Genomic DNA, 16,845 nt, shown 5'->3' with positions numbered 1-16,845 from the left:
GCGACGAAGTAGGCTCGACGGGTGCGTCTCGTCATCGCCCGCTGCTCGGTGGACTACACCGGCCGGCTCAATGCCCATCTCCCGCTCGCCACGCGTCTGCTCGTGCACAAGGGAGACGGGAGTCTGCTCGTGCACTCCGACGGCGGCAGCTACAAGCCGCTGAACTGGATGAGCCCGCCCTGCTCGCTGTCGAGCGAGGACCCTGGCGAGGAGGAGGCGAGCGCCGGCGTCGTCGAGGTCTGGCGCGTCACCCACAAGAAGACTGGCGATGCGCTGCGGGTGCAGATCTACGAGATCCTCCACGACACCTCCCATGAGTTGGGCATCGATCCCGGGCTGCAGAAGGACGGCGTCGAGGCCGACCTCCAGCGACTGCTCGCCGAGCAGGTCGAGCGCATCTCGGAGGGCGCCACGCTCGTGCGCCGCGAATACCCGACGGCGATCGGCCCGGTCGATCTGCTCGTGCGGGATGCCGACGGCGCCGCGATCGCGGTGGAGATCAAGCGCCGCGGCGACATCGACGGCGTCGAGCAGCTGACCCGGTACCTCGAGCTTCTCGGCCGCGACCCACACCTCTCCCCCGTGCAGGGTGTGTTCGCCGCACAGGAGATCAAGCCGCAGGCCCGAGTGCTCGCCGAGGACCGCGGCATCCGCTGCCTGGTGCTCGACTACGACGACATGAAGGGCATCGAGTCGGGCATCCCCCGCCTGTTCTGATCCTCGGCCTCCTCCCCGCGCCGTTCAGCGAGCCGCCATCAGGCGGGGAGTCGGTCCCTCGAGTCGCGCGACCGCGATCTTCACCTCGGTGATCTCGAGCTCGACGAGGCGGAGCCGCTGATCGACTCGGTCGAACCGTTCATCGATCCGCTCGAACCGTTCATCGATCCGCTCGAACCGTTCATCCACCCGTTCGAAGCGGCGGTCGATGCGATCGAAGCGCACCTCGAGCTTCACATCTTGCGCCGCGAAGCGCGCGTCCATCCGAGTGATCATCCAGCCGAATCCGCTGACGATCGCGACCAGAGTCGCCGCTGCTGTCGCCAGCATCGTGATGACTTCCACCGACACGTACATGCCCCCATTCTCACCTGTGACTCCGCTCTTGTCACGACCTTATATGAGGACATTGCGCTCTCACATAAGGTGTGAGCAAGCTTTTTCGGGGCACAGCTGTGCAGGAAGAATGACCGTCGCCGCCGGGCCCATAGGCTGGAAGCATGCCCCACTCCCCCTATTCCTGCGTGCTGTGGGACGTCGACGGCACGATCATCGACGCCTCCGTCGGCATCCTCCGACGGCTGAACGTCGCCCTCACCCACTTCGGCCGGCCGGCACCGACGCGCGAAGAGCTCGTCCACTGGATCGGGCCACCCATGTTCCAGTCGTTCCAGGACCAGGCGGGCATGACCCCCGACGAGTCCCGCGAGGCGGTCACGTTCTACCGCACGCTGGGCAAAGCCGACGGTTACACCACCGACGTGGCCACGTACCCCGGCGTCACGAACCTCATCCACGAGCTGGCGGCGGCGGGCATCCCGCAGGCGACGGCCAGCTCGAAGCCGGAGATCCAGGTCGACGCCCTCGTCGACCATTTCGGCCTCCGCCCGTCGTTCCTGACGACCGTCGGTGCGACACCCGATGAGGCGACGCTCGCTTCGAAGACCGACATCGTGGCCGAAGCGCTGCGCCGGCTCCGCGAGCTCGGCGCCGACACGTCACGGCCGGTGCTCGTCGGCGACCGTCATCACGATGTCGAAGGCGGAAAGGCCAACGGCGTCCCCGTGATCTTCGTCGAGTGGGGCTTCAGCGACTCGCACGAGGGCGACGAGGCGGAGTTCCGCGTCACGACCGTGGCCGAGCTGCGCGCTCTCCTCATCGGCTGACACCGGCCACCGCACCCGCGAGCACCTGACGCTCTCCATGCCTCCGCGCCGGAGCGGACCCGCCGGAAGCACAGAACTCCCCGCCGGATGACGCCGTCATGGCGCTCCGGTCGGGGAGTTCGTGTTCCCGCCCGTCTCAGACGGGGCGGATGTTCTCTGCCTGCAGGCCCTTGGGGCCCTGTGCCACATCGAACTCGACTCGCTGGTTCTCTTCGAGAGACCGGTAGCCGGATGACTGGATGGCGGAGTAGTGCGCGAAGACGTCAGCGCCTCCTTCGTCGGGGGAGATGAAGCCGAAGCCCTTCTCCGAGTTGAACCACTTGACCGTGCCCTGGGTGCTCATGTACTGCCTGTTCTGCTGATGAAGAAGCCGACGCAGGGATGCCCCGACATCGCTAACGCTAGTGGAGGAGCCCCCGAGCGGAATAGCCGCTGCAAGAAGGTAATCCAAATGTTGCACGAGCGGCACACGGCCGTCATCCGGTGGGATTCAGCGGCACACGAGCGGAAGGCGCCGAGAAAATGGTGTGGCCCTCACCGCGGGGGGAGCGATGAGGGCCGAAGACGACCGGAGGGTGCGTCAGAAACAGCCTAGCTCCTTTTCGGAGTGCTTGTCCCCCTTTTGGGGGACAAATCCGAAAATCGGGGCGCGGGACGCGATAGCGGCCCCCTCGAGCAGCCCATTGGGGACTGAGCTACTCGAGGGGGCCCAATCGCGTGCACGGATCGTCTTGCCCCTGGGGTGGGCGGTTCGTCTCCTGGGGAGAGACGAAGACGATCGATCCCCGTGTGCACGCACCTTCACCCTAGGGGAGGACGCACGGTCCCGTCACGGGCCTCGCCCGGGCGAGTCCGGACGAGGCGCGGACGCCGATCCGCCGCAAGGGAAACGATGCGAAGGTAGCCTGATGCGGTGACGCTGCTCAACAAGGACATGACGCTCTGCATCTCGCTGTCGGCGCGGCCGAGCAACAACGGGACGCGATTCCACAACCACCTCTACGAGGCGCTCGGGCTCAACTGGATCTACAAGGCCTTCGCCCCGACCGACCTCGCCCAGGCCATCGCCGGCGTGCGCGGACTCGGCATCCGCGGCTGCGCGATCTCCATGCCGTACAAGGAGGACGTGATCGCGCTGGTCGACCGGATGGACCCGTCTGCGAGCGCGATCGATTCGGTCAACACGATCGTGAACGACGCGGGCGTGCTCACGGCGTACAACACCGACTACTCCGCGATCGCGCAGCTGATCGCACGCAACGAGCTCGACCCCGAAGCCTCCGTTCTGCTGCGCGGCTCCGGCGGCATGGCCAAGGCGACCGCGGCCGCCTTCCGCGACGCCGGCTTCGCCGATGTCATGATCGTCGCCCGGAACGAATCGAACGGGCGCGCATTAGCCGACCTGTACGGGTTCCACTGGAGCGCGGACGCGTCGGATTCGACGGCGGACATCCTCGTCAACGTCACCCCGATCGGGATGGCGGGCGGCCCGGAGGAGCAGTCGCTGTCATTCTCAGAGGCGGCGATCGCCGCGGCATCCGTCGTCTTCGACGTCGTCGCACTGCCGGCCGAGACACCCCTGATCGCCGCGGGCCGCGACGCCGACAAGATCGTGATCACCGGCGCCGAGGTCGCGACCCTGCAGGCGCTCGAGCAGTTCGTGCTCTACACCGGCATCCGCCCGAGCGCGGAACAGGTGCAGGCGGCCGAGGAGTTCATGCGCGCCGGAACCGCGTGATCGGGAGCCCGATACATCGGTACCCTTGGCGCATGAGCGCGCCTCGCACCGCACGAAGGACCACCATCCGGCGAACACCTGCCGCCCTGTCGACGGCGGCGATCGTCGCACTGGTGCTGGCAGCCTGCACCGGCGGGGGAGAAGAGCCCACCCCCGACGGCAGCCAGGGCTTTCCCGACGACGGCTGCACGCACATCACCGTGGCGACCTCGTCGGAGAAGGTCAACATGCTCGACGAGCTGTCGACCGCGTTCAAAGAATCCCCGGAGCACGAGAAGCTCGACACCTGCGCCACCGTGCGGCCCACCAACGTCTCGTCCGGCAACGCCGCCCGCTACCTGACATCCGGTGAGGACTGGCCGAGCGACGACCGCGCACTGTGGCCGACCCTGTGGTCGCCCGCCTCCACGGTCTGGACCGACCGGGTCGCGGCTGCCGCCTCGCAGAACCTCGTCGGCACGCCCGCATCCTTCACTCGCACACCCGTCGTGTTCGGCATGCCGGAGCCGATGGCCAAGGCTCTCGGCTGGCCGGACAAGCCGATCAGCATCACCGACCTGGAGGGCCTGTGCCAGGACCCCGACGGCTGGGGGAGCGTGGGCAAGGACATCTGGGGCGCCTTCAAGATCTCGAAGACGAACCCGAACACCTCGACCACGGGCTTGTCGACCATCCTGATGCAGTCGTACGAGGCATCGGGCAAGGCGGAGGGGCTGACATCGGCGGATGTAGATGCCGCGGCCGACTTCTCCCGCGTGTTCGAGGAGTGCGTGATCCACTACGGCGACACCACCGGCAACGTGCTGTCGACCCTGTACGACGAGACGCAGAACGGCGCCAACGGCTCGGCCTACGTCTCGGCAGTCGCGCTCGAGGAGACCTCGCTACTCAACTACAACAAGGGCAACCCCGACTCGCACACCGTGCAGCCGGGAGAGACCCTGGTCCCGCCGAAGACCAAGCTGGTCGCGGTGTACCCCGCGGGCGGCTCGATGTGGTCGGACAACCCCGTCACCGTGCTCGGCGCCGACTGGGTGACGCCCGAGCAGCGCACAGCAGGTGAGGCCTTCGCCGCCTTCCTCCAGACCGAGGCCGCGCAGAAGATCCTTCCCGAGTACGGCTTCCGTCCGCTCGACGAATCCGTCCCGCTGGGCGACCTGTTCACGGCGAACTTCGGTGTCGATCCCGCACAGCCCACCGTCACGCTGCCGAAGCCCGAGGTCGACGTGATCTCCACCGCGATCGACCAGTGGACGCAGGTGCGCAAGCCTTCATCGGTGCTCGAGCTCATCGACATCTCCGGCTCGATGGATGAGCCGATCGGCGACGGCCGCTCCCGGCTCGACGGGGCGATCCAGGGCGCCCAGACGACGCTCGACCACTTCCGCTCCACCGACGAGGTCGGCGTCTGGGCCTTCACCACCGGCGTCTCCTCCGACGAGGGCGAGCACATCCAGGTGCTCCGCGGTGTGACCCCGCTGGGCGCCGACGGCGAGAAGCTCGACTCCTCCCTCGACGACCTCCGCTACGCCGAGCGCAACGGCACGCCGCTGTACGACGCCGTGCTCACCGCGTACGAGGCCATGAGCGAGCGAGCCGAGCCGGGACGGATCAACGCGATCGTGGTGCTCTCGGACGGTGAGGACACCGACTCCACGACATCGCTCGACTCGCTGATCGCCAAGATCGGCAAGAGCACGAAGGAGGGCGGCACGGACGCCCCGGTGCGCATCTTCCCGATCGCCTACAGCTCGGCCGCCGACACCTCGGTGCTGCAGCGGATCGCCGATGCCACCGGAGGCCAGATGTTCGACGCCTCGGACGCAGAGCGCATCGACCTCGTCTTCGCCTCCGTGATCAACAACTTCTGAGGTGGGAATGATCAGTTCCACGGCATCCGACCCGAGCGGCGTCACCGACGCGATCGCCGCGCTGCAATCCGGTGATGTCTACGTCGCACCCGGCGTGCAGGGACAGTCGGCGATGACCGATGCTCTGCTGGCCGCCGTGCCGGGTGACCGGACGATTGCCGTCGTAGTGCTCCCGGAGGATGCCGACCTGGGCACCGTCTACCCTTTGGAACTGCTCGATCGGCTCAGCGAGCGGGTACCGCAGACCACCGTCGTCCTCGCCGTGGGCGACGACGTGCAGGCGGGCTCGACCGTGATCGACGGCAACGACGTGCTGCGGATCGCCAACGAGAACGAGGCAGCGGCCGGCGGCGACACCCAGACCGCGCTCGTCGAGACCGTGCAGCAGATCGTCGAAGAGGCTCCGTCATCTCCGGGTGGGGAAGCCGGGGGAGGGACCGACTGGCTGCTGCCCGTCGTGATCGGCGGAGTGGTCCTGCTGGCGGCCGGTGGCACGGCGATCGGACTGCTCGCCCGTCGCCGTCGCACGCCGAAGGCCGTGGCGGATCCCGTCCCTCCCGGAATCCGGCTCCGGGTGGACCGGCTGCGCGAACTGCGGGTCGACTACGCGAACCTGCCGAACAACCCGGTGGCGGCGGAGACGGCCGCGGGCATCGATGCGCTCGCCTCCCACGTGGAGCAGCTCTTCGTGCGACTCGACGCCAAGGCGGAGACCGACCAGGTCGCGCTGGCCGAGGCGGAGTACTCGGACAAGCTCGCCCGCCTGGTCGCCGCCCTCGAGCGCGACTATCTGCTCGATCTGCTCACCCGGCCCGACCTGTGGGATGCGCCGGGAGAACGGATCGCCGAGGTCCGAGAGGCACTGGCGGCCGTGACCACCCAGATCGTCGACAACATCAAACAGGTCAACGCCCGCAAGGGGCTGCTGTTCCAGGTGTCGCTCGACTCGCTGATCGGACGCTCCGAACTGCGCGACTGGGAGCGTCAGTTCAAGAAGAACTCGGGGGAGTGAGCCCCGAGCGTCACTCCCCCCGACTCAACCGGCCCCGGCCTCGGCGAGGTACGCCAACCGGTGCAACGTCTCGGCGTTGCGCCACCGCAGCATCGGGGTCGTGATCAGAGCAGGGACGAAGGTGGCGGGCCCCTTCACCGGCTCCTCGTCGATGCGCACCTGACAGCCCGAGGGGGTGGTGCGCGCCCGGATCGTGACCCGCGCCTCGCCGACCGGCCAACCGCGAGCGCGCAGGACGGCCCGGTGCGGCGGGTTCCATTCCTCGACCCAGGTCGTGTCGTCCAGGAGGGCGGGCCAGACGCCGAAGGAGTGATACAGGCGGGCACCGGGATCGGGCCAGGTTTCGTCGACGTCCCGCATCCGGGAGGCGCCCACCACCCATCCCGGATAGAGCCAGCCGTTCGCGAGCACTCGGAACACATCCTCCGGTGTGCACGCCATGTCGCGGGTGTTCGTCGCCATCATGCCTCCATTCGTGCACCATCCTGTGCCGGAGGATGTCGCGGGGCGAGGTGCTTGACAACCGGCGCGGCGCGGGCGCTAGCACACTCGGTCGCGGTCGACAGCCCCCTGGAATGCCCGGGTACCGCCTGTCATGGTCGACCCATGCGCCACAGATCAGCCACACCCACGTCGAACCCCTCGACCTCGGTCCTTCGCGACGACTCCCTCTCGCTCCTCACCCGCGGCTACGACTTCGGCGAGCGCATCTGGCGTCGCGCGCGACCCGGCGCCCGTTCCGCGCCGATGCGCCTGCTCGGCGACGAAGCCGTCCTCGTGCGCGGAGTCGAAGGCGTGGAGCTGTTCTACGACGAGACCCGCATCGCCCGCCACGGCGCCATGCCGTCGATCGTGCAGGAGACGCTGTTCGGGCACGGCTCGGTGCACAGCCTCGACGGCGCCGAGCACCGACACCGCAAGGCGACGTTCGTGGAGGTCGCCTACGAAGACGCGCAGGTCGAGCGCCTCACTCCGTGGCTGGAGCGGGAGTGGGAATCGGAGCGCGAGGCTTGGCTCGACGGCGGCGCCCGCAGCGCGTACGACGCAGCGGTCGGTGCACTCGGTCGCGCCATCATGGGCTGGGCGGGCCTTCCCGGAACGCCGGCCGCCAAGACGCGGTGGGCGGCACGGCTCGCGCAGATCGTCGACGGCTTCGGCGTCCCCTACTCGCCCGAGTTCGTCGCCGCCGCCGTCAACCGACTGTGGTCCGACCGGCACTCCCGCCGACTCATCGAGGCCGTGCGAGCGGGTTCGCTCCACGCCGCCGAGGGCACCGCGCTCGCGCTGTGGGCTTCGCACCGCACACCAGACGGTGCGCTTCTGCCCGCGAGGGTCGCGGGGGTCGAGCTGCAGAACAGCATCCGTCCGATGATCGCGGCGGCTCGATTCGTGGCGTTCGCCGCGAAGGAGCTGCAGGAGCGCCCCGAGTGGCGGGCACGCATCGCCGCCGAAGCCGTCGAACGAGGGAACCTGGTCGGTGGCCCCCTGGCGACGGTGTTCGCGCAGGAGGTTCGCCGGACCGCACTGTTCGTGCCGATGCTGCCCGGTCGGGCGCTCGTGGACATCGAGATCGGCGACGTGAAGGTCCCGGCCGGCGGACGCGTCGTGCTGGACATCCTGGGCACTGACACGGATGAGCATTCCTGGGCGCACCCGCATCGCTTCGCCCCGGAGCGCTTCACCGACGTCGACGACTACGAGGAGCTGCCGACTTTCATCCCGCAGGGCGGCGCCGAAGTCACGACCGGCCACCGCTGTCCCGGAGAGAAGCTGGTGATCGCCGGGCTCGCCGCCGCGATCGCGGTGCTGAGCGATCCGCGACTGCAGATCCTCGACAGCGGTCTGGATGTGAACCGCCGGCGTCTGCCGACCAAGCCGGCATCCGGCGGCAGGGTTCGCGCGGCGTCGGACTCCGGCCGGGGCTGCCCGTTCCACTGATCGGCGACGCCGCACGATCGCGCGCGCCTGTCAACTGGGTGGGCGGGTCGTCCGGCGACGGCGACCCTGGACAGGACGACAGCAACCGACGACGCGGAGGACGATCATGAAGGCACTCACCTGGCAGGGCAAGCGGAGCGTGACGGTCGAGGAGGTCGCCGATCCGGTCATCCAAGAACCCACGGACGCCATCATCCGTGTCACGTCCTCGGCGATCTGCGGATCGGACCTGCACCTGTACGAGCTGCTCGGTCCGTTCCTCGACCGCGGCGACATCCTCGGGCACGAGCCGATGGGCGTCGTCGTCGAGGTCGGCGCTGGCGTCACGACCCTCTCGGTCGGCGACCGCGTGGTGATCCCCTTCAACATCGCCTGCGGCGAGTGCTTCCTCTGCCGCCGCGGACTGCAGTCGCAGTGCGAGACCACGCAGGTGCGGGAGTACGGCAGCGGCGCGGCGCTGTTCGGCTACACCAAGCTCTATGGGCAGGTTCCTGGCGGGCAGGCCGAGTATCTGCGGGTGCCGCTCGCCGACTACAACCACATCCCGGTCGGGCCCGACCTTCCGGACGAGCGCTACCTGTTCCTCAGCGACATCCTTCCCACGGCCTGGCAAGGCGTCGAGTACGCCCAGGTGCCGGAGGGCGGAACGCTCGCCGTGATGGGTCTCGGACCGGTCGGACAGTTCGTGTCGCGCGTCGGACGGCATCGCGGATACCGGGTGCTCGCGGTCGATCCCGTTCCGGAGCGGCGGGCCATGGCGGAGCGTCACGGCATCGAGACGTTCGACCTGACCGACTCCGTCGTCGAAGAGCTGCGGGATCTGACCGAGGGGCGCGGTGCCGACTCGGTGGTGGATGCCGTCGGACTCGAGGCGCACGGCAATTCCGGGGTCGAGTTCATGCAGAAGGCGGTCGGGCTCCTGCCCGATCCCGCCGCGCGCCAGGTTCTCGACAAGGCCGGTGTCGACCGCCTCGCCGCCGTCTATGCCTCGATCGATGTCGTGCGCCGCGGCGGAACGGTGTCGCTCAGCGGTGTGTATGCGGGGGATGCCGACATCATGCCGATGAAGACCCTCTTCGACAAGCAGATCACCCTGCGGATGGGGCAGTGCAATGTGAAGAACTGGGTCGACGACCTGCTGCCGCTGGTGGAGGACGCCGCCGATCCGCTCGGCGTCATGGACCTGACCACCCATCACGCGCCCCTCGACGACGCGCCCGACCTCTACCGCACGTTCCAGCAGAAGGAGGACGGCTGCATCAAGGTCGTCCTGCATCCGTCGACCGTGTGATGACGAAGGGGGCTCAGGCGCGACTGCCCGGGTCCCCGTCGTCGCGGTTCGCCGCGTCGACGTCGGCGCGGCGGGTGCCGATGCCCGGTTCGTCGTTGTGAGTGGATTCGTCCGGGATGGACGCACTCGATCCGGGCTCCACTCCCACGGTCCCGGCGGCGCCGGAGTCGGCACCGGCTCCGCCGGCCGGAACCTGCTCCGCGGTATCGGTGCCTTCACCCGTGCGCTCGGCGAGATGCTCGGCGATCCGCGCATCCGCATCGGCGTCGGCCGCGGATCGGACGTTCTCCGGGCGCTCGCCCTGGTCCTCGATGCCGCTCATCGCGCGCTTCTCCGCGCACTCGCGTGAGTCTTTGAAATCGACATGCTACGTCCTTTCGTCGGAGAGACAAGGCTGGTTCGGATGCCGAAGCGCCGCAGGACCGTTGACACCTCGCCCAGAGCGGGGTACCCGGGTTCGAGCGTGAGCAACCCAGGTTGACACGGGGCCGGTAAGCAACGTAGGTTGACGGCATGGAATCCCTCGACGTCGCACAGATCGCCGCGGATACGACAGACCCCCGAGCGGGGCTGCGGGCCGTCGCATCTCTGCGCACCCTCGCCGACACGCTCGAACTGCGCCAGGTCGAGGCCGCCTTGCGCGCTGGCATGAGTTGGCAGGCGGTCGCCGATGCCCTGGGGGTCACCAGACAGGCCGTGCACAAAAAGCACTCGAAGCGGATCGACCCCACGATCACCGTCCCCCGGAGGAACTCGTGAGCCGGTTCACGCAGGCCGCCGCCACGATGCACACCCTCTCGCTGGCAGCCATGGAGGAGGCGTCCCGGTTCGGCGTCCGTGACGCGGACATCGACCACCTCCTCCTCGCGCTGACCCTCGATCCCGACACCGGCGGTCAGACTCTCCGCGGAATGGGCGTCAGCTTGGAGGCGGCGCGCGCGGCTGTCGCGGCGCAGCACGCGACTCAGCTCGGACTCGTGGGCATCGCCGCCGCCCAGGACAGCGCGGGGCGCATCGTCTTCCACGAGACCAGCGGATATGAATGGACGGATCGCGCGATCGCCGTGCTGAAAGACGCCTCGAGCGGGGAGCGCCGCGGCGACTCGACGGCCGTAGTCCGCGCTCTGGTCGACGAGCCGAGCGGACTCATCGATCAGATCCTGAGGCGGCTCGATGCGGATCCCGAGACCCTGCGAACCCGGCTGGACGAGGTGCAGCGGCTACGCCTCGCCACGCCGTCCCTATCGGCCGACCAGAACATCTCCGGCTCCCGCTCGATCTTCGTGCCCGCGCCGATGGAAGACGTGTGGGCGCTGTTGTCCGCTCCCGCGCGCATCCCGGAGTGGGACCAGGGCATCGCCGCGGTCGATGCGGACCACGAGACGAGTGGGCCGTGGGAGGCCGAGACCGCGACGACCATGCCCGACGGCAAGCCGATGCGTGTCGAGGATGACTTTCGGCGCCAGCGCGTGCACCTCGCCCAGCGCGAGGAGCTGACGAGCATCCAGTGGCTCTTCACATACCCCGATGCAGCACGCTCCAACCCGCGGTCGGTGGCGTTCGCGCTTGAACATGCCGCCGGCGGAATGCAGCTCCGCGTCACTCTGACATGGCTGACCCCTCCGCGCCGCGGCGGCCGTCGCATCGTCCGAGCACTGATGAAGCCACTGTTTCGGTTCGTGCTCTTCATCCAGCTCACGCAGCTCGAAAGCGGCATCACCCGCGTGTTCCGCTGAAGACCGGACGCCGGCGGCGCATCACCCTCATCCGGGACGATGCGCCGCCGGCCGGATTCCCGTCAGCCCTTCGCGCCCTTGCGGGGCTTCAGGAACTCGTCGGGTGCGCTCTTCTCCCGCTTCGCCGCACGCTTCTCCTTGAGCGTGAGCTGCGGCGCCTTCTTGCTGTCGCGACCCTGGATGGACTTTCCGGACATGGTTACTCGCTTCCCCTTCGGTGGCTGGCGTAACCTCCGACCATAGCCACGGGCCGGAGGAAGTCAAATTTCCCCCTGATCGGGAAATTTTTGCTAAGCTTGCGGAGTCAGAAAGTGCGTTGACACAACGCTGCGACCGGGACGACCCGCTCGTGGTCATCAGTCGGGGACGGCCCCACCTCGAAGGAGTCCGGCGATGTCACGCACGGAATGGAAGCAGCTGATCGGACCGACGGACATCGTCCGTGTCGCTCTCGGATGGGGCGCTTTCGTCGCGATCCTGATCCTCCACCCGGTCCTGGTCGCACCGGTGCCGGGGCCCGTCCTCGTGATCGCTCTCCTCGCGATCATCGCCGTGATCCTCGTCTGCGCGTTCGGCGTCGTGAAGCAGGCCGAGGCGCTCGCCCATCGACTCGGCGACCCCTACGGATCCCTCGTCCTGACCCTCTCGATCGTGCTGATCGAGGTCATCCTCATCTCCGCCGTCATGCTCGGACCAGGTGAGCATGCCACCATCGCCCGAGACTCGGTGATGGCCGTCGCGATGATCATCATGAACCTCGTCATCGGCCTGGCACTGCTCGTCGGGGGGCTCCGCCACCGCGGCATGGCCCACAACCGCACCGGCACCTCGGCCTACCTGTCGATGCTGGTGGTGCTGGTCGCCCTGGCGTTCGGGCTCCCGGCCCTGATCGGCACGGACGGGTCGTACACGACCGCGCAGGAGATCCCCATCGTGGTGCTGACCCTCGCGCTGTACGCGTTCTTCCTCTACCGCCAGATGGGCGCGCAGGCGAGCGACTTCACCGAGGTCGACCCGCGGCTGCATCAGCGCGTCGACCGCCAGGAGAAGGCGGAGGAGACGGGCGGGATCCGGCAGGTACTCAGGGAGCACCGCACGGAGATCCTCGTCCGCCTCGCACTGCTGGTCGTCACCGTCATCCCGATCGTGCTCCTGTCGCACGACATGGCGGCGCTGCTCGACGACGGGCTCGGCCGACTCGGCGCTCCCGTCGCCCTCGCGGGGGTGCTCATCGCGGGCATCGTGTTCCTGCCCGAGTCGATCACCGCGGTGCGCGCGGCGCTCGGCGGCGAAGCCCAGCGCGTCAACAACCTGTGCCACGGAGCACTGGTGTCGACAGTGGGCCTCACCATCCCCGCGGTGCTCATCATCGGGATGCTCACGGGCCAGACGGTGGTCCTCGCCGAATCGCCCGCGAACCTGCTCATGCTCGGCGTCACACTGTTGCTCTCGGTCACGACGTTCGCGGCGAAGCGGGTGACCGCGATGCACGGCGCCGCCCACCTCGTGACGTTCGCCGTCTACGTCATCGTCCTGTTCAGCTGAGGCTCCGGCCGCCTGCTCGATGGAGCGGGCGGCCGACCTAGACTGGCCGCATGGAGGCGATCCGGCGAGCGGCGAACTCGGCCGCGACGGCTGCCGCGACGTGGGGACGCGTGTACTTCGCCGCCCAAGCCCTGGCGGGCGCGGGCTGGTGGATCGGGGTGTTCACGCTCCCCTGGGTGCGAACCGCGACGCTGGGCACGCTCGACGCCCGGCTCCTCGCTGCGCTGGACATCCCGCTCTTCGTGATCGCCTCGGCCCTCGTCGCCTGCGGGCTCCGGTTCGCCGCATGGATCGCCGCACCCTGGACGGTGCTCGTCGCCGCCGGCATGGTCCTGTACGCCACCGTGACGGCGAGCGCTGGGTGGGGCGCGTTGCTGATGGTGGCGGCAGCAGCCGGCTCCACGGCTGCCGCGATCGTCGTCCTCGTGGGTCGCCTGCCCTCGGAATGGCTGTTGATCGGCCCGTTCCGCTTCCGATCCGCGGCGCCGACCACGACCGGAGCGCTCATGGTGAGAGCCGCGGTGCAGACCCTCGTCTTCTCGGGGATCTTCCTCGTCGCGCTCCCCGGCATCATCCTGGCGCTGGAATGGCGCTGGGGTCTGCACCTGGACTTCCCGGCGGCCTTGCGCATCGGAGGGGTGGTCCTGTTCGCCGCGGCGCTCGCGCTGTCGCTCTGGTCGTCGGCGGCGATGTCCGTGCGCGGTGCAGGGACTCCGCTGCCGTCGGAGATGCCGCGCCGGCTCGTGATCTCCGGGCCGTACCGGTTCGTCCGGAACCCGATGGCGGTCGGCGGGATCGGACAGGGTGTGGCGATCGGCCTGATCGCGGGCTCGTGGCTCGTGGTGCTCTATGCCCTCGCCGGTTCCCTGGTGTGGAACACGCTGGTTCGGCCGCTCGAGGAGGCCGACCTCGAGGAGCGGTTCGGCGCGGAGTTCCGCGCGTATCGTGCGGCGGTCTCCTGCTGGGTCCCCCGGCGTCCGGCGGTCGCGGTTCAGACCGCAGCCGACCTCTCCTGACGTCGGTTCGCGTACCGCGAGCACGTTCGACAGCTCACGTTATTTTGAATGACTCAAAATAACGTGGTACGGTCGGAGGGAACCGGACGGCCGGATCCGAACCTCCCCGCCATCGCCGATGGCACTCGAACAGGAGGCTCCCGGCCGGCAGACATCGCGCCGTTCATCAGGGGCTCATCGCCCCACGGCGGTGTTCGGCGCGCCCGCCGCGCAGAGCACATGCACGTGCATCCGCCTGCCCCGGTGCGAGATGAGAGGAACCGCTGATGGAAGAGACCCGAACCGGCTGGAAGCCGAATCCGGTGTTCAGCTCGATGCCGCACTCGATGGGCCGCGGCTCGCGCGAGGACATCGTCTGGGAGGCGCTCGACCGCGTGAACGGCAAGCCGGCACCCACGATGGGCACCATGCAGGCAGCCATGGGCAACGAGGCGCAGATCCGCCTCGTCCACGACACGATCCGCGCCTACCTCGACGCGCACGGGCTCCGCGACCTCGCCGACCTCGGCGCTCGTGCCGGAGGTTCCGCATGAGGGCGCGGACGGCGCCGGCCGACGTGACCATGCGCATCCGCCCCGCCGACCTGTGCCGCACGCCCCCGACCGCCCTGGATGAAGGCCGCTTCGTGGGGCAGCTGTGCTCGACGGGCCTCGGCAGCGTCTCGTTCGTGGTCGGTCGGCGTGACCCCGACGCTCCCGAGTGGATCGCTCTCGGGTACTCGACCGGCGGACACGAGCGGGTGTGGCGGCGAGGACGACCGTCAGCCGACGGCGTGATCACGTACCTCCTCGTCGAAGACGACTCCTCGAGCGGATACGTCAGCGTCGCCTGAGTCGTCGCACAGGCGGTGGCGGCGTTAGCGGTGTCACGTCACCGCCGGAGTCAGGATGCCGGCCCGAGGGCGACCATCCACAGGACCACGGCTTCCGCACCATCGTTCACGCCCTCGTGGAGATGGTCGGCGCCCTCGAGGAACGCCTCTCCTGCGCGGTAGAACCGCGTGCCGGCCGGGTGCAGGGCGGCATGGTGGGTGAGGGAACCGGACTCGACGATCACGAGCATCGGGCAGTCGTGACGATGCTCGCCGGTCGTGCCGCCGGGTGGGATCCTGACCCTGCTCAGCACGAGAGATGATCCCTCCACGACGCGCATCGCGAACGATGCGGTCGCCGTGGCGACGGCGACCGTGGCCATGTCGATCGCGGCGTCCGGCGTGCTGTGGTCGGTCGTCCTGCCGTCGGTCATGAAACCCCCCGGTTAGCGCACCTCGGTCAGACGTGCATCGCGCCTCGACCGCGGAGTGGGGGTGATCGGGCTGTCTGCCTCCACACTACTTTCTGTGCCTCAAGTGCCAAGCTCGGCGTGCACCGGCTTCGGGATGAACATCGAGAAGACCAGCGCTCCGACGAGTACGACGGCACCGGTGACCAATGCGGCGACGTATCCGGCACCCGCTCCCGCCGAGTCCGAGGCGAACGAGGTCTGTGCGGCGTAGATGACGACGAAGCTCAGTCCCGCGCCGAGGTTGATGGCACCGGTGTTCAACCCGGGAAGCGACCCGGGGCGCTCCTTCGGCGAGAGCACGACGCCCAGGCCGTTGAGCATGATGTTGCCGATTCCGGCGTAAGTGATGCCGACGGCGACGGAGAGCAGCAGCAGGACGAGACGCGAGGCGGTCTCGACGTTGGCGACCATGAGCCCGAGCACCACGATCGTGCCCCCGAGGCCGATACGCAGCATCGTCCGGTATCCGACCGTGGCAGCGAGCCTCCCGCTGAGCGGCCCCATCAACAGGCCGGCGAGGGCGTACGGCATGAGGATCCACAGCGACACCTCCTCGGCACTCATCCCGAGGTTCATCGAGGAGTCCTGCGCGAGGGCCGGCACGACGCCGTTCATGATCGCGAAGATCCCGGAGAGAGTGAGGAGCGACGTGGCGCTCAACGCCCAGGTGGCGCGCTGCTTCAGCTGGGGGATCGAGACGAGCGGATGATCGAGCCTGCCCTCGAGCTTCCAGAAGGAGAAGAACGACACGACGGCGACCACGGCGAGGACGATCACGAGAATCAGGTCCGCATCGGCGAGCTTCCCGAGCTCGTTCAGCGCGACGAGCATCGAACCGACCGAGACGACCAGCAGCAGCGATCCCCACCAGTCCATCCGCGGACGGTCCTCGGCCATCGTCTCGGGGGCGAGGAAACGCACGACGAGAGCCGCGGCGACGGCCACACCGGCCATGGTCCAGAAGATCGAGGCGAAGCCGTGGTTCGTCGCCAGATAGCCGCCGAGCAGCGCGTCGCCGCCGGCGATGCCCCCGTTGACCGCCGTGACGACACCGAGCAGGGTGCCGTAGACCTTCGGATCCTTGACGGCCGCACGCAGCATGATCAGGCAGAGCGGGACGACGGGTCCCGAGACGCCCTGGATCAGGCGGCCGATGAACAGCATCGGGACGTTCGTGGCCAGCGCCGCGACGACGCAGCCCACCGCCATGACCACGAGCATGCCGACGAGGACGCGACGGCGACCGATCAGGTCACCGAGTCGGGGAAGGAACAGGGTGAAGAGGGCGGCGGCGGTGAAGAACACCGTCTGCGTCGCCGCGATCTCGGATGCCGTCGCATCGAGTTCGCGCTCCATCGTCACCAGCGCGGGGCTCAGCATGCTGGCGTTCAGCTGGAAGGCGAGGCAGGCGGCGAGGAGCGCGATCATCAGCGACACCACGCTGGTCCGGGTGCGAACCGCTTCTGTGTGATTGGTCATTACTCACTTCTTCGTGTCGAATCGTTGGCTGTTCGCGTGCGTAATCCTTTAC

The 16,845-nt window shown here is 68.6% G+C and carries 20 protein-coding genes; 13 read left to right on the top strand and 7 right to left on the bottom strand.

Annotation, left to right across the window (positions count from 1 at the left end; translation table 11 throughout):
• Positions 1-21 precede the first annotated feature (21 nt).
• Positions 22-717: an endonuclease NucS gene (nucS, locus tag ACFC14_RS06025; protein WP_376101827.1), complete on the top strand. Its 696-nt coding sequence runs from the start codon at positions 22-24 to the stop codon at positions 715-717.
• A gap of 24 nt (positions 718-741) precedes the next feature.
• On the opposite strand, the gene ACFC14_RS06020 is transcribed toward nucS, so the two are convergent.
• Entirely contained in the window at positions 742-1,074 is a 333-nt protein-coding gene (locus ACFC14_RS06020; RefSeq protein WP_376101825.1) for a response regulator, read from the bottom strand.
• A 143-nt stretch (positions 1,075-1,217) separates the two neighbouring features.
• Between ACFC14_RS06020 and ACFC14_RS06015 the strand changes: the two genes are divergently transcribed.
• A complete protein-coding gene (locus ACFC14_RS06015) occupies positions 1,218-1,883 on the top strand; it encodes an HAD hydrolase-like protein (protein ID WP_376101823.1) in 666 nt (221 codons plus the stop codon).
• A gap of 136 nt (positions 1,884-2,019) precedes the next feature.
• On the opposite strand, the gene ACFC14_RS06010 is transcribed toward ACFC14_RS06015, so the two are convergent.
• On the bottom strand, positions 2,020-2,226 hold the full coding sequence (locus ACFC14_RS06010; RefSeq protein ID WP_376101821.1) for a cold-shock protein: 207 nt from the start codon (positions 2,224-2,226) through the stop codon (positions 2,020-2,022).
• Between the two features lie 570 nt (positions 2,227-2,796).
• Between ACFC14_RS06010 and ACFC14_RS06005 the strand changes: the two genes are divergently transcribed.
• From ACFC14_RS06005 to ACFC14_RS05995, 3 genes are read left to right on the top strand one after another with little or no spacing between them, the layout of a single operon-like run.
• Positions 2,797-3,621 (top strand): shikimate 5-dehydrogenase, encoded by an 825-nt coding sequence (locus ACFC14_RS06005; protein ID WP_376101819.1) that lies wholly within the window; start codon positions 2,797-2,799, stop codon positions 3,619-3,621.
• A gap of 32 nt (positions 3,622-3,653) precedes the next feature.
• On the top strand, positions 3,654-5,492 hold the full coding sequence (locus ACFC14_RS06000) for a substrate-binding domain-containing protein (protein ID WP_376101817.1): 1,839 nt from the start codon (positions 3,654-3,656) through the stop codon (positions 5,490-5,492).
• A gap of 7 nt (positions 5,493-5,499) precedes the next feature.
• Positions 5,500-6,504 carry a hypothetical protein gene (locus ACFC14_RS05995; RefSeq protein ID WP_376101815.1) on the top strand — a complete coding sequence of 335 codons (1,005 nt, stop codon included), beginning with the start codon at positions 5,500-5,502 and terminating at the stop codon, positions 6,502-6,504.
• Positions 6,505-6,528: 24 nt separating this feature from the next.
• Here the strand turns inward: ACFC14_RS05995 and ACFC14_RS05990 are convergent, their stop codons facing one another.
• On the bottom strand, positions 6,529-6,966 hold the full coding sequence (locus ACFC14_RS05990; RefSeq protein WP_376101813.1) for an SRPBCC family protein: 438 nt from the start codon (positions 6,964-6,966) through the stop codon (positions 6,529-6,531).
• A 144-nt stretch (positions 6,967-7,110) separates the two neighbouring features.
• Here ACFC14_RS05990 and ACFC14_RS05985 point away from each other — a divergent pair, with 144 nt between their 5' ends.
• Entirely contained in the window at positions 7,111-8,442 is a 1,332-nt protein-coding gene (locus ACFC14_RS05985) for a cytochrome P450 (protein ID WP_376101811.1), read from the top strand.
• Between the two features lie 106 nt (positions 8,443-8,548).
• A complete protein-coding gene (locus ACFC14_RS05980) occupies positions 8,549-9,733 on the top strand; it encodes an alcohol dehydrogenase catalytic domain-containing protein (protein WP_376101809.1) in 1,185 nt (394 codons plus the stop codon).
• A gap of 13 nt (positions 9,734-9,746) precedes the next feature.
• On the opposite strand, the gene ACFC14_RS05975 is transcribed toward ACFC14_RS05980, so the two are convergent.
• Entirely contained in the window at positions 9,747-10,055 is a 309-nt protein-coding gene (locus ACFC14_RS05975; RefSeq protein ID WP_376101807.1) for a hypothetical protein, read from the bottom strand.
• A 191-nt stretch (positions 10,056-10,246) separates the two neighbouring features.
• On the opposite strand from ACFC14_RS05975, the gene ACFC14_RS05970 reads away from it, so the two are divergent.
• A complete protein-coding gene (locus tag ACFC14_RS05970) occupies positions 10,247-10,492 on the top strand; it encodes a hypothetical protein (protein WP_376101805.1) in 246 nt (81 codons plus the stop codon).
• Positions 10,489-11,469, top strand: coding sequence for a Clp protease N-terminal domain-containing protein (locus tag ACFC14_RS05965; RefSeq protein ID WP_376101803.1), 981 nt, complete (start codon positions 10,489-10,491; stop codon positions 11,467-11,469). Before ACFC14_RS05970 ends, ACFC14_RS05965 begins: the two co-directional genes overlap by 4 nt.
• Positions 11,470-11,531: 62 nt before the next feature.
• On the opposite strand, the gene ACFC14_RS05960 is transcribed toward ACFC14_RS05965, so the two are convergent.
• Complete coding sequence (locus ACFC14_RS05960) at positions 11,532-11,666, bottom strand: hypothetical protein (protein WP_376101801.1); 135 nt, start codon at positions 11,664-11,666, stop codon at positions 11,532-11,534.
• A gap of 196 nt (positions 11,667-11,862) precedes the next feature.
• Between ACFC14_RS05960 and ACFC14_RS05955 the strand changes: the two genes are divergently transcribed.
• From ACFC14_RS05955 to ACFC14_RS05940, 4 genes are all read left to right on the top strand, one after another.
• On the top strand, positions 11,863-13,014 hold the full coding sequence (locus tag ACFC14_RS05955) for a calcium:proton antiporter (protein ID WP_376101799.1): 1,152 nt from the start codon (positions 11,863-11,865) through the stop codon (positions 13,012-13,014).
• Between the two features lie 50 nt (positions 13,015-13,064).
• Positions 13,065-14,030: a methyltransferase family protein gene (locus ACFC14_RS05950; protein WP_376101798.1), complete on the top strand. Its 966-nt coding sequence runs from the start codon at positions 13,065-13,067 to the stop codon at positions 14,028-14,030.
• A gap of 266 nt (positions 14,031-14,296) precedes the next feature.
• Complete coding sequence (locus tag ACFC14_RS05945; protein ID WP_376101796.1) at positions 14,297-14,563, top strand: hypothetical protein; 267 nt, start codon at positions 14,297-14,299, stop codon at positions 14,561-14,563.
• Complete coding sequence (locus ACFC14_RS05940; protein ID WP_376101794.1) at positions 14,560-14,862, top strand: hypothetical protein; 303 nt, start codon at positions 14,560-14,562, stop codon at positions 14,860-14,862. Before ACFC14_RS05945 ends, ACFC14_RS05940 begins: the two co-directional genes overlap by 4 nt.
• A gap of 50 nt (positions 14,863-14,912) precedes the next feature.
• Here the strand turns inward: ACFC14_RS05940 and ACFC14_RS05935 are convergent, their stop codons facing one another.
• Positions 14,913-15,275 carry a hypothetical protein gene (locus ACFC14_RS05935; RefSeq protein ID WP_376101792.1) on the bottom strand — a complete coding sequence of 121 codons (363 nt, stop codon included), beginning with the start codon at positions 15,273-15,275 and terminating at the stop codon, positions 14,913-14,915.
• A 99-nt stretch (positions 15,276-15,374) separates the two neighbouring features.
• Complete coding sequence (locus tag ACFC14_RS05930) at positions 15,375-16,793, bottom strand: MFS transporter (RefSeq protein WP_376101790.1); 1,419 nt, start codon at positions 16,791-16,793, stop codon at positions 15,375-15,377.
• Positions 16,794-16,845 lie beyond the last annotated feature (52 nt).

The sequence above is a fragment of the Microbacterium sp. NPDC055988 genome (genome assembly GCF_042269505.1).
Classification (GTDB): domain Bacteria; phylum Actinomycetota; class Actinomycetes; order Actinomycetales; family Microbacteriaceae; genus Microbacterium.
Note: the sequence above shows the minus strand (reverse complement) of the source record. Positions and strands in the feature narration are given on the sequence as shown.

Excerpts from the sequence above, each read along its gene's own strand:
- ACFC14_RS06020 (WP_376101825.1), bottom strand. The coding sequence starts at position 1,074 with ATGTACGTGTCGGTGGAAGTCATCACGATGCTGGCGACAGCAGCGGCG.
- ACFC14_RS06015 (WP_376101823.1), top strand. The coding sequence starts at position 1,218 with ATGCCCCACTCCCCCTATTCCTGCGTGCTGTGGGACGTCGACGGCACG.
- ACFC14_RS06010 (WP_376101821.1), bottom strand. The coding sequence starts at position 2,226 with ATGAGCACCCAGGGCACGGTCAAGTGGTTCAACTCGGAGAAGGGCTTC.
- ACFC14_RS06000 (WP_376101817.1), top strand. The coding sequence starts at position 3,654 with ATGAGCGCGCCTCGCACCGCACGAAGGACCACCATCCGGCGAACACCT.
- ACFC14_RS05995 (WP_376101815.1), top strand. The coding sequence starts at position 5,500 with ATGATCAGTTCCACGGCATCCGACCCGAGCGGCGTCACCGACGCGATC.
- ACFC14_RS05990 (WP_376101813.1), bottom strand. The coding sequence starts at position 6,966 with ATGGCGACGAACACCCGCGACATGGCGTGCACACCGGAGGATGTGTTC.
- ACFC14_RS05985 (WP_376101811.1), top strand. The coding sequence starts at position 7,111 with ATGCGCCACAGATCAGCCACACCCACGTCGAACCCCTCGACCTCGGTC.
- ACFC14_RS05980 (WP_376101809.1), top strand. The coding sequence starts at position 8,549 with ATGAAGGCACTCACCTGGCAGGGCAAGCGGAGCGTGACGGTCGAGGAG.
- ACFC14_RS05975 (WP_376101807.1), bottom strand. The coding sequence starts at position 10,055 with ATGAGCGGCATCGAGGACCAGGGCGAGCGCCCGGAGAACGTCCGATCC.
- ACFC14_RS05970 (WP_376101805.1), top strand. The coding sequence starts at position 10,247 with ATGGAATCCCTCGACGTCGCACAGATCGCCGCGGATACGACAGACCCC.
- ACFC14_RS05960 (WP_376101801.1), bottom strand. The coding sequence starts at position 11,666 with ATGTCCGGAAAGTCCATCCAGGGTCGCGACAGCAAGAAGGCGCCGCAG.
- ACFC14_RS05955 (WP_376101799.1), top strand. The coding sequence starts at position 11,863 with ATGTCACGCACGGAATGGAAGCAGCTGATCGGACCGACGGACATCGTC.
- ACFC14_RS05950 (WP_376101798.1), top strand. The coding sequence starts at position 13,065 with ATGGAGGCGATCCGGCGAGCGGCGAACTCGGCCGCGACGGCTGCCGCG.
- ACFC14_RS05945 (WP_376101796.1), top strand. The coding sequence starts at position 14,297 with ATGGAAGAGACCCGAACCGGCTGGAAGCCGAATCCGGTGTTCAGCTCG.
- ACFC14_RS05940 (WP_376101794.1), top strand. The coding sequence starts at position 14,560 with ATGAGGGCGCGGACGGCGCCGGCCGACGTGACCATGCGCATCCGCCCC.
- ACFC14_RS05935 (WP_376101792.1), bottom strand. The coding sequence starts at position 15,275 with ATGACCGACGGCAGGACGACCGACCACAGCACGCCGGACGCCGCGATC.
- ACFC14_RS05930 (WP_376101790.1), bottom strand. The coding sequence starts at position 16,793 with ATGACCAATCACACAGAAGCGGTTCGCACCCGGACCAGCGTGGTGTCG.